This window comes from Halomonas sp. B23F22_20, assembly GCF_043496985.1.
Classification (GTDB): domain Bacteria; phylum Pseudomonadota; class Gammaproteobacteria; order Pseudomonadales; family Halomonadaceae; genus Halomonas.
This window is the reverse complement of the sequence record NZ_JBIEKH010000008.1, coordinates 177675-202471: the sequence shown is the minus strand read 5'-3', so window position 1 is coordinate 202471 and position 24797 is coordinate 177675. Positions and strand designations below refer to the sequence as shown.

Below are 24797 nucleotides of genomic sequence, written 5' to 3'. Positions count from 1 at the left end.
GCGGAGAGCGCGCATTCCATCAAGGCCAGGCACCGGGTGTGCCGTTCATAGGCCGGATATAAGCGTGCAGTCCTCACCTGATGCGTCGTCGCTTCTGGCTTGCACAACGGGACGGGTCCATATAAGCGCAGATCCTCTGCGCGAATGGCGCCGATAGGCGCCCGGGGGAGATCTTGCAGCGGCGCCGATATTGCCGCCGCTGCGCGGCGGATCGCGCTGCGGAGCAGCCGCTCCCACGAAAGGCGCTCCCACCATGCCTCATTGGGCTCGGCAATGGCTTCACGCTGATCTGCATGGGTAGCTGGCTCAGCGCCAGGAACCGACGATGGCCTTGTATGTGGCACTCGACGCGGGCAGGAGTGTGGCAGTGTCGTATCAACCATGCGGGGATGACGCGAAGAGAATGATCCGTCGCCAGAGGGGCGATACCCTGGCAGACAAGTGCTCATCGCTCTCATGACGATCCACGGATGAACGGCGCGCCATCACGCATGCCGGCAGGAGCCTCTCAAATGTCCTTCTCTTCACATGCCCATGGACGGGGCCTGGCGATGGCCGCCATCGGCGTGACTGTCCTGAGCTTTGATAGTCTGTTGGTTCGCCTGGCCGCTACGGATGGCTGGAACATCATTTTCTGGCGCAGCATCCTGATGTGCCTGTCCCTCGGCGTGCTGTGCCTCAATGGCCGACGAATAGCGACGCTGCGAGGTCACCTGGCCGTTTCACTGTGCTCGGCGATACTGCTGGGTATCACTTCCAGCCTGTTCGTCCTGGCGGTGATGAACACCAAGGTGGCGAACGTGGTGGTCATCCTGAGTGCCGCCCCCTTGTTTGCTGCGATTTTCACTCGCTGCTTCCTGCGTGAACCCGTCGCCTTGCGCACCTGGCTGGCCATCATATCGGCCATGGCCGGGTTGCTGATCGTCTTCTCCGGGTCGCTATCCGGGGATGGTCTTGTCGGCGATGCCTATGCGCTGGTCTCGGCCGCCGCCGTCGGCGGAAATCTGACCCTCCTGCGCCGTCACCCGAATCTGGACCGAATGCCGCTCATTGCCATGGGGGGCGGTTTGACGGCGTTGCTGGCCTGGCCGATGGCAACCCCGTTAGCACTCACCACGCAGAGCTATGGCGTATTAGCGCTGATGGGGCTGCTGCAGATGCCATTGGCCACCGCTCTGATCAACGGGGCGACCCGCTATATCCCGTCGGCGGAAGTGGCGCTTTTCTATCTGATTGAAGCCGTGCTGGGCACTCTCTGGGTATGGTGGTGGCTGAATGAGCAGCCGCCCCATGCGACGCTGCTAGGGGGATCACTGATCCTGTTGACGCTCTTTACCAATGCCTGGTTGGGTCTAAGGGGAGCGACCCTGCGTCAGGTGAGTTCTTCGGATGGTGCCGAACGTGCATGATGGCCAGCTTCAAGACGTGTGCTTTGCTGTATCGCCACGGCTGAAAGCGGTGCTTGAGCATGTTGGGACGAGTCGATGGATGAGTCCGGCTGTCTTTTCCCCTGAGTAATATTGTGGCAGTGCCTGTCGAAGGCCACGGACCTGTCGGTTTACCGACGTGAAGGCCCGAACGGGTCCGTGATCATTGGCCGTCAGAAGTGATAGGATATTCCCGCCGTGACGAGCTGAATCTCGCTGTCATGATCGTCGGTGTATTTGCCGACCCCGCCGAAGTATCGATAGTCCACCCTGAGTTGAAAGTTGGAAGTGATGCGGTAGCGTGCGCCCAGGCCGAATAGAGCCACGGTATCTCGCATGGTCTTGTCAATGTCGTTCTGGCGTGTCTGTGTGCCGGCACGCGTCGTGGCGGAATGCGTATACTCTCCCTCTATCTCTGTGTCGAGCCTTGCCGCGCCGACCCCTAGTTGGATGGTGAAACGTTCCGACAAAGGCATGATAAAAATGCCCTGTGCTCCCCATCCATCGATGCTGGTGCGCGTATCGCCCGATGCCGACATCTGCCGTTCACCGCGTAGGTATTGGCCGGCGCCTTCGATGTCATAGCTGCCGAAATCGTAATAGCCGATTTCCATTGCGAAGTGTCGATATGGTTGGATACCGACGCCAATGGCATAGGCGCTGCTCGTATCATCGGTATCTATCTTTCCATTGCCACCCGCGTTGCTGGCCTCATCCTTCATGCGTTCATAGTGCGCTTCGATGCCGCTCAGGTCTGGGTCTGCTACCCCGCCATCGACGAAGAAGTAGGGGCGAAAGTCGGCGACACATGGACTGCTGGTCATGAATGCCACCACGAAAGTACCTACCCACATACGATGTGACATGATGATTCCCTGCTAGCCGTTATTGAAGGTCATTCAGGCCCTGTCGGGACATCGGCTAAGCGTCGAGTATCATGCGATAGGCCGGAATGTTGAGTTTCAATCTAGCAAGGAGAATTCACACAAGTTATCTATTGTGTTACGTATTGATACAAAAACCGCTATTTCGCCATAGCGAACTCATCTTTGTTCGCAGGTAAGGATGAGTTTTTTAAAATGTAAGTGTGATTTTTCTCGTTATTTGATGATTGGCTGCTGAAGAGGAAGAAGGAAGAAGGAAGAAGGAAGAAGGAAGAAGGAAGAAGGAAGAGTCCGCAGCTCGAAGCCCGCAGCTCGAAGCCCGAAGCCCGAAGCCCGAAGCCCGAAGCCCGAAGCCCGAAGCCCGAAGCCCGAAGCCCGCAGCCCGAAGCCCGAAGCCCGAAACCCTATATCCCCGCAGGGCGCCCCTCACGCGCGAGGCGTTCGAGGAGGTCGGCGGCGTTGGCGGCGCCATCGGTGTCTCGCACTCGGGGCGCCAGGCGCGCGGCGGCCTGGGCGAAGCGAGGTTCCTCGACCAGGCGTGTCAAAGACGTGACCAGCCGGTCGACGCTGAAGCGGCGGGCCTTCATGCGTAATCCGACGCCGTGACGCACGGCGATCTGGGCGCTCAGGCGCTGTTCGTAGTGCGAGGGCAGGGCCAGCATCGGCACGCCGGCCGCCAGGGCCTGGTAGAAGGTGCCGTTGCCGCCGTGGAAGATCATGGCTCGGCAGTGTGCCAGCAACGCCGATCCCGGCGCATAGTCGGTGAGGCGGAAGTTAGCCGGTGCGGCGTCGATGACGTCCTGGCTGACCTGACCGCCCGTCGTGACGATGAAGCGATAGGGCAGCGTCGAAAGTCGGGGATACACGGCTTTCAGGAAAGTCTCGAACATGCCCGTCGAGCCCATGGTGATGTAGACGTTGGGCGTGCCGTCGTCCAGCTCGTCGTACCAGTCGGGCAGCGGGGCGGGATGGTCGGGGAAGATGGGGCCGACCATGTGATAGTCGCGGAAGCGGGCCGGCATCGGATACAGGCCGGGAAGATCCGGCGACAGCATCGGCATGGCGTGCAGCAGCGCCAGCGCATCGATCTCCGGAACGCCATGGCGGTGGAAGACGCGTCGGCGGAAGCGCGACAGCGAGATGCGGTCGAAGCCGCGTGCGGCCAGATAAAGCGGGGAGCGCGGTGTCAGCAGGCGCGCCGCATAGGCGTTCATGATCCCGGCCACGGGCACGCCGGCGATATAGGCCGCCGTGCTGGCGCTAACGCTGGCGTCGCCGACGACCAGATCCGGCCGTTCGCGCTCGATGACCGCCAGTTGGCCCTCGATGATCTTGCCGAGCGGCGCCCATTGGCGCAGGTGGGCGAGATCCCAGGCGGCCGCTCGCCAGCCGTGCTGCTTGTAGCGTTCCCAGGCGTAGGGCAGGTCCGGCTCTCGAGCGTAGACCAGCCGAAACCCCGCCTGTTCGACCAGGGATAGCCGAGAGGCGGGGTGGCAGGGATCGTCGCCGGCAAACACGACCTCGTGGCCGCGCTGGCGCAGTACCTTGGCGATCGCGATGCAGCGCGCGGTATGCGCGAGCACCCAGCCAAGCGGTAGGAACAAAATGCGCATTCGCCCCGTGGGCCGGCTGTCGCTCATGCAGGCTTGGCTCATGCGTGGGCCGTGGCTCGGCTGTCCATGGCCTGCTGCAGGGCGGTGAGCGTGTCATCGACCTGCTCGCGGGTGTGCTCGCAGGAGAGGAAGAAGCGCAGACGGGCGCTCTTCTCGGGCACCGCCGGGTGCAGGATCGGCTGCACGTTGATGCCGCGCTCGAACAGGTCGTGGGAGAGCCCGGCGGCGAGCGGCGAGCTGCCGACGATCACCGGGACCACGGCGGCGCCGATGCTGTCGCCGACGTCGAGTTCGAGGGCATGGGCGCGTTCCAGGAAATAGCGCGATATGTCCTGGAGGCGCGCGATGCGCTCGGGTTCTTCGGCCATCAGCTCCAGCACCTTGAGGCTCGGCGCGGCGACCTGGGCGGGCATGCCGACGCTGTAGAGAAAGCCCGGTGCCAGGTGGCGCAGCGTTTCGACCAGGGCACGGCAGCCGGCGATGTAGCCGCCGCAGCCGGCCAGGGTCTTGCTCATGGTGCCCATCCAGATGTCGACAGCGGTCGCTGGCACATCGAAGTGTTCGCGCAGCCCCAGGCCGCGGGCGCCCAGCACGCCGAAGGAGTGGGCCTCGTCGACCATCAGCCAGGCCCGGTGGCGAGACTTGAGCTCGACGAAGCGCGGCAGGTCGGGCACGTCGCCATCCATGCTGTAGAGACCTTCGATGACGATCAGCACGCGTTCGAACTGGCCGCGATGGCGGCTCAGCAGGTCATCGAGGGCGGCGATGTCGTTGTGCGGGAAGGCGATGCGCTTGGCGCCGGAGAGCTGGGCACCCACCATGGCGCTATTGTGGATGTACTCGTCGTGGAGGATCAGGTCGCGGGGGCCCAGCAGATAGCCCAGCGTCGACACGTTGGTGGCATGTCCGCTGACGAACGCCACGGCGTCCTCGACGTCGTAGGCGTCGGCCAGGGCGCGTTCCAGCGCCTGGTGGATGGGGCGTTCGCCGGCGACCATGCGGCTGGCCGAGACCGAGCTGCCGTAGTGTGCCACCGCGTCGGCGGCCGCGCGGTTGACGCGAGGATCGCCGGAGTAGCCCAGGTAGTTGTAGCTGGCGAAGTTGATGTAGTTGCGGCCGTCGATGGTCGTGGTGGCGCCCGCATTGCCCTCGTGCTGCTTGAAGAAGGGGTCCGTCAGGCCGAGCCGGCGGGCCCCTTCGCGCATCATGGCGATCTGCTGGTAGCCGGGATGATCCTCGAAGCGCACGAACCGCTCGGGCACTTGCTGGCTCGGTGCAACGTCGGTTGATGCGGCATCGCTCGGCTGGGGCCGGCTGCGCCGCCGTGAACGAGAGAGCAGCTGGCGCTTGAGATCGTCGCGGGCATGTTGACTCATGACGAGGCTACCTCCTTGGCGCCGTGACGTTCGGCGAGCGTCTCGATGTTGATGTCCTGGGTGTCGTCCTCTGCCGATGCGTCGCCCGACTGGGTCAGCTTGTTGATCAGCACGCCGGCCAGCTTGTCCAGGGTCGAGGCTTCGCTGAGCACCATGACGGGCACCTGGACGCCGAGGCGCGATTCGATGGCGGTCATCAGCTCCACCCCCATCAGCGAGTCGAAGCCCATCTCGTAGACCGAACGCTGAGGGTCGATCTTGTCTTCCTCGATCAGCAGGATGCCGGCAAGCTCAGCGCGCAGCAGGTCGACGATGGCCTCGTGCATGGCCTCCGGCGGCAGCTCGGCCAGGGCCTTGAGCAGGCTGTCGTCCTGGTCGTGGCGGCCGTCGTCTTCGCCGTGGCGGGCGATCTCCAGGAAGCGCGGCGCCTGGGCGGTGGGCAGGAAGCGGCTCAGGGCGCTCCAGTCCAGCTCCAGGATGCCGCGCGTTTCGCCGCCGTGGACGAGCAGTCGCTCGAGCTCCGCCAGGGCCATGGCGGAGGGCAAGGCGTTGCCGCCGAGGCGCTCCTGCAGGGCGTCGCGGGTCTGGGTGTTGCGGGCCAGGAAGCCGACGTCGTCGATGGCGCCCCAGCACACGCAGGTCGCCGGCAGCCCCAGGGCCCGGCGATGGCTGGCCAGGGCCTCGAGCCAGTGGTTGGAGGCGACGTAGCTGGCCTGGCCGGGGTTGCCGAACAGCGTGGTGGCCGAGGAGTAGAGCACGAAGAAATCCAGGGCAAGCTCGCGGGTGAGGTCGTCCAGATGACGGGCGCCGTCGATCTTGGGGGCCAGCACCCGCTGGATGCGTTCGGCGTCGAGGTTGCGGATCAGGCCATCGTCGATGACCGTGGCGGCATGAACGACGCCGCGCAGCGGCGGCAGCTCGGCCTTGGCGCGTGACAGCAGGGCCGCCAGGGCATCGCGGTCGGTGACGTCGCAGGCCTCGGCCCACACCGTCACGCCGCTGGCTTCGAGGGCGGCGACGCCGGCGCGGGCCTCTTCGCTGGCGGGGCCGCTGCGTCCGAGCAGGATCAGGTGACGAGCGCCGCGTTCGGCCAGCCACTCGGCGGTGCGCAGCCCGAAGCCGCCGAGGCCGCCGGTGACCAGGTAGCTGGCGTCGGCGCTCAGCGCCAGCGGCGACTCGGCTGAGACATGGGGCGCGTCGCCGGGCGAGCGTTCGTGGGTGACGACGACCTTGCCGATCTGCCGCGCCTGCTGCATGTAGCGGAAGGCCTCGATCACCTGGTGATTGTCGAAGGCGGTATAGGGCAGCGGCGTGAAGGTGCCGTCGCGGAAGTGCCCCATCATTTCGCCGAACAGCTCGCCGGTCAGCTCGGGCAGCTCTTTCATCAGCTGGTCGGAATCGATGCCGAAGTAACTGAGGTTGTTGCGGAACGGGCGCAGCCCGATGGGCGTGTTTTCGTAGAAATCGCGCTTGCCGAGCTCCAGAAAGCGCCCGAACGGCCGCAGCACCCTGAGGTTCTGGTGGATGGCCTCTCCCGCCAGGGAGTTGAGCACTACGTCCACCCCTTGGCCCTGGGTCTCCTCGAGGATCTCCTCGGCGAAGGTCAGGGCGCGTGAATCGTATATGCGCTCTACGCCCATCAGGCGCAGGAAGTCGCGCTTCTCGTCGCTGCCGGCGGTGGCCAGGATCTCGGCTCCCAGCCACTGGGCGACCTGGAGCGCGGCGATGCCCACGCCACCGGCGGCGCCGTGAATCAGGACCCGTTCCCCGGGTGCCAGGCGTGCCAGGTGCTTCAGCGCGTAGTAGACGGTGAAGAAGGTGGTCGGGATGGTGGCCGCCGCGGCGAAGCCGATGCCTTCCGGCAGCGGGGCGATGGCGTTGTGGCGGGCGATCAGCCGGTCGCTGAAGCTGGCCGGGCCGAAACCGACGACGGTGTCGCCCACCGCGACGTTGGCTACGTCGGGGCCGACGGCCTCGACGATGCCGGAAAACTCCAGGCCCAGGGTCGGGCCAGCGAAGCCGTTCTCGATGGCCTCGTCGGACAGCAGGCCGAGGGTGTACATCACGTCGCGGAAGTTGAGCCCGGTGGCCTTCACGCGGATCTCGACCTCGCCGGCCTGCGGGGCGGGCAGCTCGTGGCCCTTCCAGCGCAGGTGGCGAAGCTGCCCCGGGAGGTCGAAGCCGAGCGTCATGGCCTGGCGCTGGTTGTCGTCCTGATGGGCGCCAGGCGCGGGCAGCGGACGCAGCCGGGTGGCGTAGCGCTGGCCGTCCTCGTTCAGCACGATTTCGGTTTCGGTGTCCGGGGCCAGCAGCTCGTCGACCAGCGCCGCAAGCAGCGGCTCACCGATCTCGACCCGTCCGTCAGCAGGGTCGCCGGCAGGAAGGTCGAGCAGGGTCAGCGTGAAGCCCTGGGCCTCGTTGGCCAGCGACCGGCCGAAGCCCCATAGCGCCGCATCCGGGCCGGGGACTTGCTCATGGCTCTCTGCTGACCACTCACCACTCACCCCTGACGCTTCACCGCTCACCCACATACCGGCCACGCCGCGGGTAACGAGCCACAGGCTCACGTTCTGGGCGTCGTCGAATGCCTTCGCCCAGTCGGCGGCCTGCTCGCAGCGTGCCTCGCCGCGCCGCAGATCGACGATCCGCTGCGGGGAAGCAGCCTCCGGACTCGGCGGTGCGTCGGTGATGGTGGCTGTGGCGCCTCTCTGCGCCAGGCCTTCGGCCAGCTGGTCGGCCAGGCGCCTGCCTTCGGCGTCGGCCACCAGCAGGATATCGGCGCCGGTGTTGGGGAGCTGAGGGCTTTTTTCCTGAAGCTGAGGGCTCTCTTCCTGAAGCTGAAGGCTCTCTTCTCCCAGCTGAGGGCTCTCTGCCAGGCGGGCATGCAGCAGGTAGGCGCCGCGCTCCTCGTCTTGCGGCGAGAGATGCTGTACGTCGCTGGCGCCGAGGCGTTTCAGCTGGTCGATCACGGCGTCGGGCTCGGTGGCGCGGCGTGGGCCGGCGTCGTCGTCCAGCCCCGGCGTGGCCAGCAGGGTATCGAGCCAGGCGCTGGGGCGGATGCCGACCAGCAGCAGTTCGGCGCCGGGGGCGAGACGTCCCACCACGGCATTCAGCAGTCGCTCGACCTCGGCGGCATGGGTGACATCCAGGCTGACCAGCGCCAGCTGGGCCGGCGGCAGGCGGCGTGAGGGGGCATCGTCGCCATGCGGGTCGAGGGCCTCGACTGCGATCGTCGGGAAGCGCTCCTGCAGGCGCGAGGCGTGCTGATGGGCGGCGTCGCCCACGGTCATGGCGCGGTAGTCGCAGTGGTCGGGGTCGAACAGCTCGGTCAAGCACTCTCCCAGCAGCGGTGCCGTGGGGCCGGCCTCGAGTACGCTCAGCCGTTGGCCGTCGGGCAGTACCGTGAGCACCGTCGGCAGGCAATCGAGCAGGGTATCGGCGATGGCACGCCAGCCCTGCTCGCCGACCAGGCTCGCGGTGAGCGCGGTCAGGGCGTCGGCCTCCAGGCCCACGTCGTCGGCACGGGCTTGTCCCTCCAGCAGGGCGGGCAGGTGGCGGCCGAAGCGGCCGAGCCGCTGCAGGGGCGCAAAGTGTTCGGGATAGTCGCGCTGCAGCAGGCGCCAGATCTGCTCCGGGGTGATGGCGTCCTGCTCGTCGTCGGTGAAGGTCCAGCCCTGCTCATCCTCGGCCAGGCGGCCGGCGTCGACCAGCAGACGCAGCAGCTGGTCGACCAGCGGACGGGCGTTGAGATGGGTGGCAACGAGGGCGCGGTAGTCGGCTCGAGTCAGTACACCATCGCGGCAGGCGTCGCGCAGGGCGCGCTCGGCGAAGGCTTCGGCCAGTCCGTCGAGCAGCGGGTCCACTTCCTGGGCATAGGGCCGTGTCGCCTCGCCGGTGAAGGCCTCGACCAGCTGCGGCATGGCGGCGTAGAGCGGCGACAGGTCGGGCGCTGCCGGGCGGCGCGGCGCCGGCGTCAAGCAGACGCCCAGATGGCTCAGGTGCGGCGTCTGGCGCGGCTTGAGGCGAATCGCCTTGAAGCGCGTCTCGCTGAGCACGGCGACGGCCTGACCTTCGGCATCGAACAGCTCGAAGTCGGCGGTGAAGGAGTGCGGCGCGCGCTTGAGCAGGCGGGCGTGCGCCAGGGCCGGGCGGGCGCCGTCGGCGCGCCACTGCAGGCGGCCGACGCGTACCGGGACGAAGGCCAGCCCTTCGTCGGTCAGGCCCTCTTGCGCCAGCAGCGGGATGAACAGCTGGAAGGCGCTGTCGAGGATGCCCGGATGCAGGTAGCTATGGTCGAGCTCGCGCTCGATGACCTCGGGTAGGCTGACTTCGCCGATCACGCTGTCGCCTTCCACCCAGCCATGGCCGATGGCCTGGAAGGCGGGGCCATAGTGCAGGCCGATCGCCTCTGCCATGGCGAGATGGTCGGCGAGTCGGAAGTCCGGGGCGCGCTCGGGCAGCGTGGGAGGCTGGCGCCGCAGCTGGAAGCCGCGGCTCTGCTGCATCACCCGGGCGACGGCGTGGCGCTGCCATTCCTGGCCGGTGACCGGCTCTCGGGAGAGCACCTCGATGTGGCCGCTGTCCGGTGCCAGGCAGGTGCGGGTGCGGCGACCGTTGGCGCCGTCGAGCAGCAGCGGCGCCTGGATCTCCAGCTCCTCGATATCGATCAGTTCGCTGTCGCGCTCGTGGCGGGCGGCGGCCAGCGCCAGTTCGAGGAAGCCGGCACCGGGGAACACCGCGCCTTCACCGACGACGTGATCGGCCAGCCACGGCAGGCGGCCGGTGTCGAGCTGGCTCTCCCAGGTCTGCGACTGCTGGGCGAGACGATAGCCAAGCAGCGGGTGCTCGTAGTGGCGACTCAGCAGGCCTTGGCCATCGGTGGTGCCCTGCACCCAGTGGCGTTCGCGCTGCCAGGGGTAACGCGGCAGGTCGGCCAGGCGGCCCTCCACCGGGAAGTGGCGGTCCAGCGCCGTGGAGGCGCCGGACAGCAGCGTCTTGCCGGCGGCGTCGCGCAGGCACTGCTCGCCGGGACGCTGGCGATCGAGGGTGTCGATGACCAGGCCCTGGCGATCCTTGTCGCGCAGGATCTCGTTGAGATAGCGACGCAGGATCGGATGCGCACCGATCTCGATGAAGGTGTTGTGGCCCTGCTCGACCAGTTCGCCCACGGCGTTGCCGAACAGCACCGGCTCGCGAATGTTGCGCCACCAGTAGGTCGGATCGAGGCTGGTGCCGGTGAGCGTGGTGCCGGTCACGGTGGATACGAAGGGGATGGTGCCAGCGCTTGGTGCGAGCCCCTGCAGGGCGTCGATGAGGCCTTGCTCGATGCCATCCATCGCCGGGCTATGGAAGGCGTAGTCCAGCGGCAGGCGCTTGGCGAACACGCCTTCGGCGGCGAGTCGGGCTTCCAGCCGTCCGAGGCTGTCGGGCGGGCCGGCCAGCGTCGCGCCCTTGGGGCTGTTGATGCCGGCGATGACCAGGTCGGCGAACTCGGGGAGCTCGAGCCAGGCGCTGAGGTCGGCCTCGCCGAGTCCCACGGCGGTCATCTCGCCGAGGCCGCGGGTCTGGCCCTGGAAGTGGCTGCGGCGATGGATGACCTTGACCGCATCGGCCAGCGACAGCGCGCCGCAGGCCCAGGCCGCGGCGACTTCGCCGACGCTGTGCCCGGTCACCGCGGTGGCGTCGATGCCCTGCTCGCGGAGCAGTTCGGTGATCCCGACCTGCACGGCGAACAGCGCCGGCTGGGCGATCTCGGTGCGCTGGAAACGCTCCTGGCCGTTGCGGCCTTCCAGCTCGGCCCGCAGGGAGAAGTCGCCGTGCTGCTGGAACAGCGCATCCACCTCGTCGACGGCGGCGGCGAAGCGGGGAGAGTGCTCGAGCAGGTCGCGGCCCATGGTCTCCCACTGGCAGCCGTTGCCGCTGTAGACGAAGACCGGACCGCTGGCGCTCTCGATGTGTTGGCCGAGGGCCAGTTCGCTGGTGTCGTCGGCATCGGCGTAGGCCGCCAGGATGCGGGCGGCCTCTTGCCTGTCGCGGGCAAACAGCAGCGCGCCCTCGGGGTGCCGTTCGCGGCGGTGCTGGAGGGTGTAGGCGATGTCGTAGAAGTCGTCGTCTTCACGCTCGCGCAACCATTCGGCAAGACGCCCGGCCATGGCTTTCAGCGCGGGGGCGCTTTTCGCCGACAAACGCAGGGGCAGCGCGGCGTCCACGCTCGGCGCGGGCGCGGGCGCGGCCTCCGGTGGGCTCTCCAGGATCACGTGGGCGTTGGCGCCGCCGAAACCGAAGGAGTTGATGCCGATGACCAGCCGCCCCTCCGGCTTGAGGGGGCGCGCCCTGGTCACGATGTCGAGATTCCAGCCGTCGAGGTCGATGCGCGGGTTGGGCGTCTTCAGCCCGATGGTCGCGGGCACCTCGCGGTGGCGCAGGCTATACAGCGCCTTGGCCAGGCCGGCGGCGCCCGAGGCGGTCTCCAGGTGGCCGAGGTTGCTTTTCACCGAGCCGATGGGCAGCGGCGTCGAGCGTCGGGTGCCCAGGGCCTGGCCGATGGCGCGCGTCTCGATGGGATCGCCGACGGCGGTGCCGGTGCCGTGGGCTTCCAGGTAGTCGATGTCGTCCGGGGTGATGCCGGCCTTGTCGTAGGCCTCGCGCATCAGGGCGATCTGCGCCTCGGGGTTGGGCACGGTGAGGCCGGACTTGTGGCCGTCGGTATTGACCGCCGAGCCGGCCACGACCGCCAGGATGCGGTCGCCATCCTCCAGCGCCTTGTCGAGGTCCTTGAGCATGAACAGCCCGGCGCCCTCGGAGCGCACGTAGCCATCGCCATCGGCATCGAACACGCGGCAGCGCCCGTTCGGCGACAGCATGCTGGCCTTGGAGAAAACGAGGAAGCCGTAGGGATGCAGGTGCAGGCTGATGCCGCCGGTCAGGGCGGTGTCGGTCTCGCCGGAGCGAATCGCCTGGCAGGCCTGGTGGAAGGCCACCAGCGAGGACGAGCAGGCGGTATCCAGCGACATGCTCGGGCCGTGCAGGTCGAAGAGGTACGACAGCCGGTTGGAAGCGATGCTGGAGGCGTTGCCGGTCGCGGTGGAGGCGTCGATGGCCTCCAGGTCGTCGGCCATGCGGAAGGAGTGGTCCAGGCTAGCGATGCCGACGAACACGCCGCAGCGGCTGCCGCGCAGGCTGGAAGGCTTGAGGCCGGCATCTTCCATGGCTTCCCAGGCGAGCTCCAGGAGCATGCGCTGCTGGGGATCCATGTGGGCGGCTTCGCGGGGAGAAATGCCGAAGAAGGCGGCGTCGAAGCCGTCGATGTCGCCCAGGCTGCCTGCGGCAAAGGTGATACTGGTGCCCGGGTGACGCTTGTTGGCGTGGAGAAAGCTGTCGTGGCTCCAGCGATCCTCCGCGACCTGGGTGACGAGATCCCGCTCGTCTTGCAGATCCTGCCAGAACCGTTCAGGGGTGGTGCCGGGAAAACGATGGGCGGCGCCGATGATGGCAACGCGTTTTGTCATGCTTGCTCCTGATGGTTCTGTTGCCGGCCTTCCGTGATCGGCGCCTGGCGGCCTGTGGCGATGATGCTTTGCCACAAGGCCGCGCCCAGCTGATCGGCCCTCAGAGGCGTCTCGTCCTGAGGGCGACGGGGCTGGCGCGATGACCAGATGGTATAGGGCGTATCGCCCACCGGTGCGCCGAAATGCCGATACGCGTTGGGCATGATCGGCACGTGATCACCGTACCAGCACAACATGCCGTCGCGCTCTGTACCGGCCAGCGTCTGGCGCAGGCCGGCGATCATGCGGTCGGCGTTGCGCAGGTGGGCGAGATAGCTGTGCAGCTCGCTGCCGTCCTCGGGCCAGGTGGCGACGTTCGGTGCCAACCGGGCCAGGTCGGTCGTGGCGCCCCAGGTGTCCAGGTCTAGTGGACCATGGTTCTCCATGGTGATCACGAATACGAATAAAGGCTTATTATCCTGATCCTGCAGTAGCACGCCAACCATTTCGGCGACGGCCAGATCGCCGATGTATTGCCCGCAGCGGTCGTCGTCGGAGAAGGCGTCGATGTCCAGAAATGCATCGAAGCCGAGGTGCGGCATGACCTTGTCCCGGCCGTAGAAGCTGGCGGGGTAGGGATGCACGCAAACCGTGCGATAGCCCAGATCGCGCATGGCGGCGGCGAGGCTCGGCACCGAGTGCCGGGTCAGCTGGTGGTAGGGGTTGAACTGATGAATGCCAAGGGCTGACCCCTCCAGGCCGGTCAGAAAAGCCGTCTCGGTGCGCACGGTGTTGGCGCCCCACACGGGAACCGACAGCCTGCCGTGACGCATGGCCGTCTCTTGCAGGGCGTCGTGATGTTCGAGCAGATCGGGGGCGAGCCCGTCGATCCAACTGCGGGGATCGAAGAAGGATTCGCTTTGCACGGCCACCACGTGGGGCAGCGTCTCGGTGGGGAGGGGCTCCTCGGGGAGCGCGAACGCGGTGCTGTCGGGAGGCGTCCAGGGGCGAGTGGCGAGTCGTCCATAGGCCCACAGGCTGGCGTACAGGCCCAGGCGTTGCAGATCGTCGGCGGGGGTCAGCGAACAGCGAGGCAGGCGTGGCACGGCGAGCGCCAGCGCCAACCCGGCGGGAACCACCAGCAAGAGTTCGGCCTGGAGGCTGGCGAGCAGGCCGTAGCGGCTCGCCAGCGAGGGCTCCAGCCACAGGAACGCGGCGATGGCCAGCGCGCCGGCGGCGGTGGCGCCCAGGGCGAGCCAGACGCCGAAGAAGGGTACATAGAGGCGGGGATGGCGAATGGCATCCACGAAATACTCGAAGTCGTGGCAGATGAAAGGTTCGCGCAGGGTGTCCCACTTGGTGTTGCTGGACTGCACCACGACCAGCAGCAGCGATAGCACGAAGGCCATCGCGAACCAGGGGCGTTGCAGGACCAGGGTGAACAGGCCGAACAGCAGCGTCCAGGTGGCCAGCTCGACGATCCAGGTGCTGGCATGGCGTTGCCAGGGGGGAGCGACGCGCGGGCGCAGCAGCCGCTCCATGCCTTGGCCGATGGCCAGGCCCGCCAGCCAGGGCACCAGCAGGGACAGGATCATCGGCGCCTCCCGTAGCCGGCCAGCTTGAGCAGCCGCTGGGAGATGCCGGCCGGCAGCACGGCCAGCCACCAGCATCCCCAGTTGAGGGGGAAGGGAAAGCTGACCCTGGCACGTCTGGCGGCAATGCCGCGGGCGATGCGCGTGGCGGCCCGGTCGGGCGTCATCTTCCAGGGCTTGGGCCCGGGCATGGCGTCGCACATCGCCGAGCTGACGTAGCCCGGCATGATCACGCTGACATCGACGCCGCGCGGGGCCAGCCAGCCTCGCAGGCCCTCGGCGTAGGCCTTGATGCCGGCCTTGCTGGCGCTGTAGCTGGGCGTCAACGGCAGGCCGTGCCAGGCCGCCAGCGAGCTGAGAAACACCAGATGGCCGCTGCCGCGCTCGATCATGCGCGGGGCCAGGTGATGGGCCATCGCCATGGGGCTGCGCAGGTTGATGTCGAGCAGCCGGCGGGAGGCGTCCCAGTCCTCCATGGGCTGGCCCTTGGCGGCATGGGTATTCTGCCCGGCGTTGGCGATCACCATGTCGGGTAGCGGCAGGCCGTCAAGCCAGTGGGCCAGGGCCTCGTCGTCGGTGAGGTCCGCATCACCGAGGGTAACGACGGCGCCGGCGGCCCGGCATTCGTCGCCCAGCGAGCCGAGCCGTTCCAGGCGGCGGCCGTGGAGGATCAGGTGGGTGCCCGGGGCGGCATAGTGCCGGGCCAGCGCGCTACCGATGGCACCGGTCGCGCCGGTGATGAGCAATGTTCGGCCAGTGGCTTGCGACGTCACAGCAGGGCCTCCAGGGGGGATGTCTCGGCTTCCAGTCGACGGGAGACGTTGTCGATCGCCAGCGCCATGCCGGTGCGACAGTAGTAGCCGCCGTTGAGCTGGGTAGTATGCATCACGACCTTGTGAAAGCAGCGGAACAGGGTGTCGTCCGGTGGCGAGGCATGGCGCCAGAAGTCATCCAGCTCGCCCTCGAAGGTGAGTCCCGGGAGCCGATAGATCGGCTGGCTCAAGGCGATGGTGGGACAGCGATGCTCGAGGGCCACGATGCCTGAGGTGCTGTTGACGGTGACGGTGCCCCGGGCGGCAGCGAGCAGGGCGTTCAGATCGCCCGACTCGAGGTAGACGATGCGCTCTGCTACGTCGTAGCGGCGAGCGAGGCGTCGGATCTTGCCGGCATAGTCCTCGAGGCCCATGTCCAGGGGATGGTTCTTGATGCACAGCAGGCTATCGCTCGGCGCGCTGCGGGCGAAGGATGCCATGACGCACTCGATGACCTCTTCCATGTTCGAGAACGGCGAGTGGTGGCGGATCTGGGCGTCGCCGTTGAGCTGTAGCGGAAGAACGTAGAACGGGGTCTTGGCGTCGACCAGCCGGGCGATGCGGGCGGCGTCGCGACGCTTCCACCAACGTAGCTGGGTGAGGCGCTTGAGATAGCCGGCATATTCGATGGGGGCCGTGACCGGTGCGTGGTTGCGGTAATGCGGGGCGAGCAGCGGGTTGCCCAGCCCCGCCAGATGGTAGAGCACGTCGTGGCCGGCACGCAGCCGGAAGGGCGATCGGAAGCGTTGGGGAGCCTCGGGCTCCGGTAGACTGGCCGCGGCGTCGCGGAACCAGTCGGCGTCCAGCGGCAGCAGCGAATGGCCGTTGACCCCTTCGCGTTCCAGGGTGACCCAGAACGGGCGGAAATAGCCTTCTTCCAGGATCTGGTTGCGCACGCCCTGGCGTCGGGCGTCACGAATCGCGGCTCGATGGACGGGCCTCTCGTCGCCGAAGATCACCTGGTCGGTCACGTCGCATTGCTGGCGCAGGGTGTCGAGAAAGGCCGGCAGTTCGCTCAGCTTGCCTCGGTAGAGGTGACTCTTGCCGCTCTTCGGTGACCAGTAGGCGAGGTCGCCGCCATTGAAATGAACCTTGGTGACACGGTGCCCATCCTCGGTCAACCGCTGGCCGAGTTGCTGGAAGAAGGGCGAGCATACGCCCTGCAGGAACAGGAAGGAGCGTCGTGATGAGGTCAAATCAATGCTTTCCGATGAAAATGTTGCGGTAATGGCGATAGAGACGCGTCTTCCACGCGAGCCTGCGGCCCCGGGCGCGCTGCTGTTCCAGCAGCGCGATGGCCGTCTCGGCGTTGCACAGCTGGCGGCTGCGCGGATCGACGTACAGCGGATAGAGGATGAGGGTGGCGGCCACCAGCTCGTCGAGCGTCAGCTGCCGGCCGCGCCGCTCGCAGCGCAGTCGGTCGTCGGTCAACCCCCATCCCGCATAGAAGGGCAAGCCGTAGGTCACCACCTTGCGCTCGCGCAACAGTCCCTCGAACCCGGCCAGCGAGCACATGGTATGAATCTCGTCGACGCTGTCCAGCAGGGCGGCGATATCGGTATGGCGGGCCTCGATGTCCACCAGCGAGCGGGCGGCGTCATCGAGCTCGCCGATGCGGGCGCCTGATGTCACATCGGGATGTGGCTTGTAGATGAGCAGGGCATCGGGATTGGCCCGGCGCACGGCCCGCACCAGGTCGCTGTTGGTGCGCACGTCGCGAGTGGCGTGGGCAATGGAGGCATCCGATTCGACCTGACCGGGTACCAGTAGCCGGCGCTGGCCGTCGGGCATCGCCGGCAGCGGCTCGCCGGTGACGTTGTACTTGGTCAGCTTCAGGCTGAGCAGGCGTTGCCGAAGGGCGGCGGCTCGTTGACGTAGTGAGTCGTCGAAGCGCGTGTGCTGGAGCAGTGCTTCCAGGTCGCTCGGTTGGCCCGCATCGTAATAGATGCCCCGGGCATCCAGGACCAGGGACAGCGGCCGCGTGAGGTCGACGCCCAGCCCCACCGAGCGCACGAAACCGTCTTCCATCCGCCACAGCGGCGTGCCGCGCTGCCGGCAGGCTTGCTCGGTGCCCGGCGGGGTGCGGCTGGCCCAGCTCAGCACTCGCTCACCGGTGATGGCGCCCTCTGGCGGCTTTCCGCGGCGACGATGGCGGTACGTCGATTCGGCGCCGAGAAAGTCGGGGACGAACCCACGCTTCCAGCCCGACAGTTCGTAGGTGACCCAGCGGCCGGCCAGACGCTCCTGCTGGCGCTTCTGGTCGGCGATGAGGTCGATGGTGGCCTCGAGCGTCGAGGCGCTGCCGGTGTAGGGGTTGGCGTAGCGGGCGTAGCGCAGGTAGGCGGCGGCGAACAGCTGGCGCAGGGTGCGCGGATGGCCTCGGCGAGGGCAGTCGATGCGGTCTTCGGTCAGTCCCCAGCCGGCGTAGAACGGCATGCCATGGCAGATGACGCGCTTGCCGGCGAGCAGCGCCTCGAAGCCGAGCTGGCTGGTGACCACGTGCACGCTGTCCACGGCATCCAGCAGGGCCCAGGGATTGAGATCTTCGCCGATCAGTCGGCAGCGCGGATGCCTGGCCGCGTCGGCCAGGTGGCCATCCTTCTTGCCGGCGATGACGTCGGGGTGCACCTTGACCAGGATCTCGGCCTCGGGATGGGCGTGCAGCGCTTCATCCAGCATGTGACGGAAGCTGTCGGCAGTGGCCAGCCCCGCCGGAATGGACGCGTCGCCGGCCGTCTGGTCGACGACCAGCACGCGGCGCCTCGAGGCCTGCTCAAGCGGGCGGTCCGGGGCGTGGTTGTACTTGGAGAGCCGCAGTCGCCGGAGTTGCGCCATGCATCGGTCGGCGCGTTCCAGTTCCGCGGTGTCGAACGGGGCTTCCAGGATCAGCCGCTCGAGATCCGATGGGCGGGTCGCGTCGTAGTAGATGCCGCGATGATCGACGACCAGGCTATGCGGCGCATGGCCTTGCACGCCGAGTCCCCAGGAGCGCAGGAAGCCGTCCTCGACGGCGACGTAGGGGCGTGCGTGACGTTCGGCCAGTCGTCTGGCAGGCGCTGCACTGGGCTTCAGCCCCCAACCCAGAATGGCGTCGGCACGGCGCACGCGATCGCGGCGCAGGAGCGCCAGGGCGGCGAATTCGGTGAGGCAGGCTCGCAGCGTCGGCAATTCGAGCATTCGTCGCGTGGCGACGAGCGCCAGGCGCCTGCTGGTGGTGGAAGCGTCGCGTTGCGGAGCCAAGGGTCGTCCTTTCTGTGCTCATTCAATCCTTGTATCGGCGGGCATTGTACAGGTATCGCCGTGCGTCGGCATGACGTCGCTCGCTGCGTGACGCGTCATCCTCCGCGACAGCCTGGGCGTGAGGTAGAATTCTCGCGTACGGTGTGTCGCTGCCGTACCGAGTGTCATCCAGGCATTCAGCGTCACCCTGGCTCTGAGTGCCATCGCTGTACCAAGTGGTATCACTGGGAGTAAGAACCATGACGTCTACTGTCTTGATCACCGGCGCCAATCGCGGCGTCGGCCTGGCGCTGGCCCGTCACTATCGCGCGGCGGGGTGGGAGGTCATCGGCGTTTGCCGCGAGGCCTCCTTCGAGCTGGCCGAGGCAGCGTCCCGAGTCATCGAGGGCATCGATGTGACCCGGGAGGAAGAGGTCCGGACACTGGCCGAGGCGTTGGAAGAGCAGTCGCTCGAGCTGTTGATCAACAACGCCGGCATGCTGCACGACGAGGTGCTGGGCGAGCTCGACTTCGACGCCATCAGGGCGCAGATGGAGGTCAATGCCTACGCGCCGCTGCGGGTGGTGGAAGCGTTGCTGCCATGCCTGGGTGAGGGCGCCAAGATCGCCAACATCACCAGCCGGATGGGGTCGATCGCCGATAACGATTCCGGCGGCCGCTATGGCTATCGGGCCTCCAAGGCCGCCTTGAATGCCTTCGGCAAGTCGCTGGCCGTGGACCTGGCGCCGCGCGGCATCGCCGTCGCGCAGCTGCATCCGGGCTACGTACAGACCCGCATGGTCAACTTCGGTGGCCTGATCAGCCCCGAGGAGGCCGCGGCGGGGCTGGCCGCGCGCATCGAGGCGCTGACGCTCGCCACCAGCGGCGGCTTCTGGCACAGCAACGGCGAGCCCCTGCCGTGGTGATATCCGACCAATCGGCCGGGGGCGTCTTCGTCGCCCCCGAGCTGCGTGAACGCCTGCTGGCGGGTGTGGAGACCATCGGCGAGTCGGTGCTGACGATCTATCGCCGGGACTTTGCGGTCGAGACCAAGGCCGACGACAGCCCGGTCACCGAGGCCGATATGCTGGCCCACCATGCTCTGGACGACCTGCTCGCCGAGCTGACCCCCGGGGTGCCGGTGCTCTCCGAAGAGTCGCAGGTCGCGCCCTATGACGTTCGTCGTGGCTGGCGCCGCTACTGGCTGGTCGACCCGCTGGACGGGACCAAGGAGTTCATCAAGCGCAGCGACGACTTCACGCTGAACCTGGCGCTGGTCGAGGGCGGCGTGCCGGTGTTCGGCATCGTGCACGCGCCGGCCCTCGGCCTGAGCTGGTTCGGACAGGTCGGCGAGGGGGCCTGGCGGCGCGAGGCCGGTGAAGAGAGGGCGATCCGGGTCCGCCCGTTACCGGCCACGGATGAGGCGCCCTGGCGCCTCGTGGGCAGTCGCTCGCACGGGCTGACGGCGCTGACGGCCTTCCGGGCGCGATTGCCGCATCATGCGTTCATCTCGCGCGGGAGTTCGCTGAAACTGTGCCTGGTGGCCGAAGGCGTCGTGGATCTCTATCCCCGCTTCGGGCCGACCTGCGAATGGGATACGGCCGCGGGCCAGGCGGTGGTGACGGCCGCCGGCGGCGAGGTGCTGGCGGCCAGGAACCTGCTGCCGCTGCGTTGCAACCGCCAGGCGTCGCTGCTCAACCCCGACTTCATCGTCTGCGGGCATCGAGACGCTCGCTGGGAGCAGGCGCTGGCCGCGAGCCTGGCCGAGGCCGGTGGGAACGGAGACGGGGGCTGAGAGGCGGCTGAGAGAGCGTCCGAGTCGCCTCAGCGCGGCGTTCTGTCGTTGTCCTCTTCGCCTTCCGCTGTGCTGGTCGGGGCGCCGCCGTCCTCGGGGGAGCGTAGATAGGCGAGCCAGTAGACGCCGGCCACCAACAGGCTGCCGCCGATGACATTGCCGGCGGTTACCAGCGCCAGGTTGAGCGCCGCCCCGTCGACCGACACGCTCTCCGGCGCCAGCCACCATCCCAGCGGCAGGAAGCACCAGTTGGCTACCGAGTGCTCGAAGCCCAGTGCTACGAAGGCGGTGATCGGAAGCAGGATGGCGAGGATGCGGTCGCCGACGCTGCGCCCGCCCATGGCCAGCCACACGGCCAGGCACACCAGCACGTTGCACAGTATGCCCCGGGCGAAGGCGGCCAGCGGTGACAGCGATGCCTTGGCGGTGGCGATCCCGATCAGGGTCTCGCCCAGGGCGCCGCCGTCGAGCGATGGCAGGTCGGCCAGCAGGGCGAGCCCCACGGTGCCCAGGCAGCCGACCACGTTGCCGAGATAGACCAGCGCCCAGTTGCGCAGCAGTTCGCGGCCGCGGATCTCGCCGCTGGCCCAGGCCATCGCCAGCAGGTTGTTGCCGGTAAAGAGTTCAGCCCCGGCGACCACCACCAGCACCAGCCCGAGGCTGAAGCTCAGCCCACCGAGTAGCCGAGTGACGCCAAAGCCCAGATCGCTGCCGGTGATCACCACGGCGAAGAACAGGGCGCCCAGCGAGATAAAGGCGCCGGCGAGGACCGCCAGTACGCCCAGCGTGAGGGTGTCCGCGCGGGCCTTCACCACTCCCATGCGGGTGACGCGATGGGCGATCTCCCGGGGCTGATAGGCGTCGCCGAAGAGAGGGGCCTTGTTCATGGTCGCTGGCCTCGTGATCGAGAGAAGGCGTCTCTCGACACTATAGTCACCGAGGAGCGACACCCAGGCCACCGCGGCCGTGTCACCCGTCTCACCGCCGCTCGGGGCCGGTCTTGAGTGGTAGGATATCGACCACTGTTCGATATCCCGATGGACGCAAAATTTTCATCCGCTCGTCACCTACCACCCTCCTGCCTTTGGACTATGGTATAGATCCATTGATGGTCAGCCGGAGGCGGTCACATGTGTCATGTACAGGTCGAGCGGCTTCCCTTGCATCAACTGAATCAATGCGGCGCTGCCGCTCCCGACGTGGTGTTCGTCGTGCCCCGCGGCGAGTCGCTGCGCGGCGTCGGGCTGGACCCGCGGCGTGGCATCTTCCTGATGCTGCAGTCCGGTGCCCGGCTCTATCCCCTGCATGATGTCAGCCGCGGCGACGATATCCTGAGAATGCGCATCCTGGCGGTGGACGTCGACGACGCCGGGGATCCCCGAGTGCTCGATTTCGTCACCGATAGCCTGGGGTTTGCGCTCGGCGCCGCCGTCTAGTCCTCGTACGGGGCGTGTCCCAGGCCGGGTCCCCCGGGTTTGCCGATATCCCGGTGTGGTCTGCACTCACTCCTATCTCTCCGCTACGGCAAAAGGCCCGGGGCTCGAGATCCGGGCATGGATAAAGACGGGCAAGCCGCTGTCCGATCAGGACGTCATTCGTGTGGAGCGTGAACACAGCCTCGTGGTGTATTGTCCATGGTTGGACTGCCATCATCCCGAGGAGCTTTCTCATGGACGTGATTCGTATCATCTTTGCCATCCTGCTGCCCCCGGTGGGCGTCTTCCTGCAGGTCGGCCTGGGCCTGCACTTCTGGATCAACATCCTGCTGACCCTGTTGGGCTACATTCCCGGCATCGTGCATGCGGTGTGGATCATCGCTCGGCGGTGACGATAACGATGTAATGCCGATCTTCCCTCATTCGATTTCGATTCTGTCGCCGGCATTGGCCGGCGGCGTTGCAAGAGCGATCGCCGAGTACTGCGGGCGAAGGGTCGAGACAGGACGAGGGAGCTGGCGGTACAATCCGCACCACATTCACACCCACCATCACCCGGGATACCGCGCCGAGCGAGTAGAGGGGTGAGGATACAATCGCACAGAGCCCCAATGTCAGACGCCACCCAGGCCCGTGAAACCGGGCTTCGCAGGACCTTTGCCATCATCTCGCACCCCGACGCGGGCAAGACCACCATCACCGAGAAGATGCTGCTGTTCGGCAACGCCATCCAGATGGCAGGGTCGGTGAAGAGCAAGCGCGACGATCGCCACGCCACCTCCGACTGGATGAAGATGGAGCAGGAGCGCGGCATCTCGGTGACCACCTCGGTGATGCAGTTCCCCTATGGTGGGCGCGTGGTCAACCTGCTCGATACGCCGGGCCACGAGGACTTCTCCGAGGACACCTACCGGACCCTGACCGCGGTGGACTCGGCGCTGATGGTCATCGACGGCGCCAAGGGCGTCGAGGACCGCACCATCAAGCTGATGGAGGTCTGTCGGCTGCGTACCACCCCGATCCTGACCTTCGTCAACAAGATGGACCGCGACATCCGCGATCCCATCGAGGTGATGGATGAGGTCGAGGAGGTGCTCAACATCCAGTGCGCGCCCATGACCTGGCCGATCGGCATGGGGCGCCACTTCAAGGGCGTCTATCACCTCTACAACGACGTCATCCACCTCTACACCCAGGGGCAGGGCAACCGCATCCCCGACGACAAGCGCATCGAAGGCCTCGACAGCCCCGAGGTCGACGAAGTGCTGGGCGAGGATGCCGCCGAGGAGCTGCGCATGGAGGTCGAGCTGGTGCGCGGGGCTTCTCACCCGTTCGACCTGGAGGCCTACCGGCGCGGCGAGTTGACCCCGGTGTATTTCGGTACCGCCATGGGCAATTTCGGGGTGCGCGAGATGCTCGACGGCTTCGTCGAGTACGCGCCGTCGCCCCAGGCCCGCGAGACCGACCTGCGCCAGGTGGAAGCCGAGGACGGCCGCTTCACCGGCTTCGTGTTCAAGATACAGGCCAACATGGACCCCAACCATCGCGACCGCATCGCCTTCCTGCGGGTCTGTTCCGGCAAGTACGAGAAGAACATGAAGATGCGTCACGTGCGGATCGGCAAGGACGTCAAGATCGCCGATGCGCTGACCTTCATGGCCTCGGATCGCGCCCACGTCGAGGAGGCCTGGCCCGGCGACATCATCGGGTTGCACAACCACGGCACGATCCAGATCGGCGACACCTTCACCCAGGGCGAGGACATGCGCTTCACCGGCATCCCGCACTTTGCTCCGGAGCTGTTCAAGCGCGTGCGTCTCAAGGATCCGCTGCGCATGAAGGCGTTGCAGAAGGGCCTGCAGCAGCTGTCCGAGGAAGGCGCCACGCAGGTGTTCATGCCGATGGACAACAACGACCTGATCCTCGGCGCCGTGGGTACCCTGCAGTTCGACGTGGTCGCCCACCGCCTCAAGGAGGAGTACAAGGTCGACTGCATCTATGAAGGGATCAACGTCCAGACCGCACGCTGGGTCTACTGCGACGACGCCAAGATGCTCGAGGAGTTCAAGCGCAAGGCCAGCCAGAACCTCGCCATCGACGGCGGCGGTTATCTGACCTACATCGCCCCGACCCGGGTCAACCTGCAGATGACCCAGGAACGCTGGCCGGATATTCGCTTCAATCCGACGCGGGAGCATTAACCCAAGACGCGGCTACGCCGCTGGAAGAGGGAAGACCGGTGCGTCGCACCTTGAAGAAGGAAGAAAACCCGATAGCCTGTCTTCCTTCTTCCTTCTTCCTTCTTCCTTCTTCCTTCTTCCTTCTTCCTTCTTCCTTCTTCCTTCTTCCTTCTTCCTTCTTCCTTCTTCCAGCTTATGCTCATCGACGCCCACTGCCATCTCGATTTCCCCGACTTCGACGCCGATCGCGAGGCGGTGCTGGCGCGTGCTCGGGCGGCGGGCGTCGGCCATTTCGTGGTGCCGGGCACCACGCGACGGCGCTGGCCGGAGGTGCTGGCGCTGGGCGAGCGGGACGAGGTCAGCGTGTGCCTGGGGCTGCATCCCTACTTCATGGGCGATCATCGCGAGGGCGACGTCGAGGCCCTGGCGGCGGCGCTGGATCGTCATCCCGAGGCGGTGGCGGTAGGCGAGTGCGGCATCGATGCGCGCCTGACTGACACCCTGGACGCCCAGTGGTCGCTGTTCGATGCCCAGGTGCGGCTTGCCAAGGCCAGGGGGCTGCCGTTGGTGATCCACTGCGTGCGCGCCAACGATCGGCTTGCCAAGCGGCTGCGTCAGCTGGCGCCGGAGGCCGGCGGGTTGATCCACGCCTTCGCCGGTTCGCCGCAGCAGGCGAAGGCGTTTCTCGATCTCGGTTTCGTGGTCGGTCTCGGCGGTGCCTTGACCCACGAGCGGGCGAAGCGCCTGCAGCGCGCCGTGACGGCGCTGCCCGACGATGGCTACGTGCTGGAAACCGATAGCCCCGACATGCCGCTCGCCGGCCATCAGGGAGAGCGCAACGAGCCGGCCAGGGTGGGCGAGGTCTGCCTCAGGGTGGCCGAGCTGCGCGGCCAGCCTCCCGAGCGGGTGGCGGCCGACAGCACCGCCAATGCGCGACGGTTGTTCGGCCTGATGGAAGGTGCCAAGTAGAGAAGCC

The 24797-nt window shown here is 67.0% G+C and carries 17 protein-coding genes; 7 read left to right on the top strand and 10 right to left on the bottom strand.

Annotation, left to right across the window (positions count from 1 at the left end; translation table 11 throughout):
• Positions 1-512 precede the first annotated feature (512 nt).
• A complete protein-coding gene (locus ACGTN6_RS08930) occupies positions 513-1409 on the top strand; it encodes a DMT family transporter (RefSeq protein WP_394591063.1) in 897 nt (298 codons plus the stop codon).
• 191 nt (positions 1410-1600) lie between these two features.
• Here ACGTN6_RS08930 and ACGTN6_RS08925 read toward each other — a convergent pair whose 3' ends face one another.
• The 8 genes from ACGTN6_RS08925 to ACGTN6_RS08890 form a co-directional block, all read right to left on the bottom strand.
• A complete protein-coding gene (locus tag ACGTN6_RS08925) occupies positions 1601-2293 on the bottom strand; it encodes an outer membrane beta-barrel protein (protein ID WP_394591061.1) in 693 nt (230 codons plus the stop codon).
• A 422-nt stretch (positions 2294-2715) separates the two neighbouring features.
• On the bottom strand, positions 2716-3924 hold the full coding sequence (locus ACGTN6_RS08920) for a glycosyltransferase (protein WP_394591059.1): 1209 nt from the start codon (positions 3922-3924) through the stop codon (positions 2716-2718).
• A gap of 38 nt (positions 3925-3962) precedes the next feature.
• On the bottom strand, positions 3963-5300 hold the full coding sequence (locus tag ACGTN6_RS08915; protein WP_394591057.1) for an aminotransferase class I/II-fold pyridoxal phosphate-dependent enzyme: 1338 nt from the start codon (positions 5298-5300) through the stop codon (positions 3963-3965).
• Complete coding sequence (locus tag ACGTN6_RS08910; protein ID WP_394591055.1) at positions 5297-12808, bottom strand: type I polyketide synthase; 7512 nt, start codon at positions 12806-12808, stop codon at positions 5297-5299. The genes ACGTN6_RS08915 and ACGTN6_RS08910 overlap by 4 nt, the downstream gene beginning before the upstream one ends.
• Positions 12805-14382 carry an LTA synthase family protein gene (locus ACGTN6_RS08905; RefSeq protein ID WP_394591053.1) on the bottom strand — a complete coding sequence of 526 codons (1578 nt, stop codon included), beginning with the start codon at positions 14380-14382 and terminating at the stop codon, positions 12805-12807. Before ACGTN6_RS08905 ends, ACGTN6_RS08910 begins: the two co-directional genes overlap by 4 nt.
• Positions 14379-15152, bottom strand: a complete 774-nt coding sequence (locus ACGTN6_RS08900; RefSeq protein ID WP_394591051.1) for an SDR family NAD(P)-dependent oxidoreductase — start codon at positions 15150-15152, stop codon at positions 14379-14381. Before ACGTN6_RS08900 ends, ACGTN6_RS08905 begins: the two co-directional genes overlap by 4 nt.
• Positions 15149-16387 carry a capsule biosynthesis protein gene (locus ACGTN6_RS08895; protein WP_394591049.1) on the bottom strand — a complete coding sequence of 413 codons (1239 nt, stop codon included), beginning with the start codon at positions 16385-16387 and terminating at the stop codon, positions 15149-15151. The genes ACGTN6_RS08900 and ACGTN6_RS08895 overlap by 4 nt, the downstream gene beginning before the upstream one ends.
• 1 nt (position 16388) lies before the next feature.
• Complete coding sequence (locus tag ACGTN6_RS08890) at positions 16389-18431, bottom strand: capsular polysaccharide biosynthesis protein (RefSeq protein ID WP_394591048.1); 2043 nt, start codon at positions 18429-18431, stop codon at positions 16389-16391.
• 239 nt (positions 18432-18670) lie between these two features.
• Between ACGTN6_RS08890 and ACGTN6_RS08885 the strand changes: the two genes are divergently transcribed.
• Together ACGTN6_RS08885 and cysQ are read left to right on the top strand one after the other, a co-directional pair.
• Positions 18671-19336 (top strand): SDR family oxidoreductase, encoded by a 666-nt coding sequence (locus ACGTN6_RS08885; protein ID WP_394591046.1) that lies wholly within the window; start codon positions 18671-18673, stop codon positions 19334-19336.
• Positions 19330-20205, top strand: coding sequence for a 3'(2'),5'-bisphosphate nucleotidase CysQ (gene cysQ / locus ACGTN6_RS08880; RefSeq protein ID WP_394591044.1), 876 nt, complete (start codon positions 19330-19332; stop codon positions 20203-20205). Before ACGTN6_RS08885 ends, cysQ begins: the two co-directional genes overlap by 7 nt.
• A gap of 29 nt (positions 20206-20234) precedes the next feature.
• On the opposite strand, the gene ACGTN6_RS08875 is transcribed toward cysQ, so the two are convergent.
• The gene (locus ACGTN6_RS08875; protein ID WP_394591042.1) at positions 20235-21092 is read right to left on the bottom strand and encodes a formate/nitrite transporter family protein; all 858 of its coding nucleotides are present in this window, start codon (positions 21090-21092) and stop codon (positions 20235-20237) included.
• Between the two features lie 243 nt (positions 21093-21335).
• On the opposite strand from ACGTN6_RS08875, the gene ACGTN6_RS08870 reads away from it, so the two are divergent.
• The 3 genes from ACGTN6_RS08870 to ACGTN6_RS08860 all read left to right on the top strand — a co-directional run bounded on the left by ACGTN6_RS08870 (position 21336) and on the right by ACGTN6_RS08860 (position 23842).
• The gene (locus ACGTN6_RS08870; RefSeq protein ID WP_394591040.1) at positions 21336-21641 is read left to right on the top strand and encodes a hypothetical protein; all 306 of its coding nucleotides are present in this window, start codon (positions 21336-21338) and stop codon (positions 21639-21641) included.
• A gap of 233 nt (positions 21642-21874) precedes the next feature.
• Complete coding sequence (locus tag ACGTN6_RS08865) at positions 21875-22033, top strand: YqaE/Pmp3 family membrane protein (RefSeq protein ID WP_183389011.1); 159 nt, start codon at positions 21875-21877, stop codon at positions 22031-22033.
• A 219-nt stretch (positions 22034-22252) separates the two neighbouring features.
• Positions 22253-23842, top strand: a complete 1590-nt coding sequence (locus tag ACGTN6_RS08860; protein ID WP_183389012.1) for a peptide chain release factor 3 — start codon at positions 22253-22255, stop codon at positions 23840-23842.
• 12 nt (positions 23843-23854) lie between these two features.
• Here ACGTN6_RS08860 and ACGTN6_RS08855 read toward each other — a convergent pair whose 3' ends face one another.
• Positions 23855-24040: a hypothetical protein gene (locus tag ACGTN6_RS08855; RefSeq protein WP_394591037.1), complete on the bottom strand. Its 186-nt coding sequence runs from the start codon at positions 24038-24040 to the stop codon at positions 23855-23857.
• Here ACGTN6_RS08855 and ACGTN6_RS08850 point away from each other — a divergent pair.
• The gene (locus tag ACGTN6_RS08850) at positions 24017-24790 is read left to right on the top strand and encodes a TatD family hydrolase (RefSeq protein ID WP_394591035.1); all 774 of its coding nucleotides are present in this window, start codon (positions 24017-24019) and stop codon (positions 24788-24790) included. The genes ACGTN6_RS08855 and ACGTN6_RS08850 overlap by 24 nt on opposite strands.
• The last annotated feature ends 7 nt before the right edge of the window (positions 24791-24797 follow it).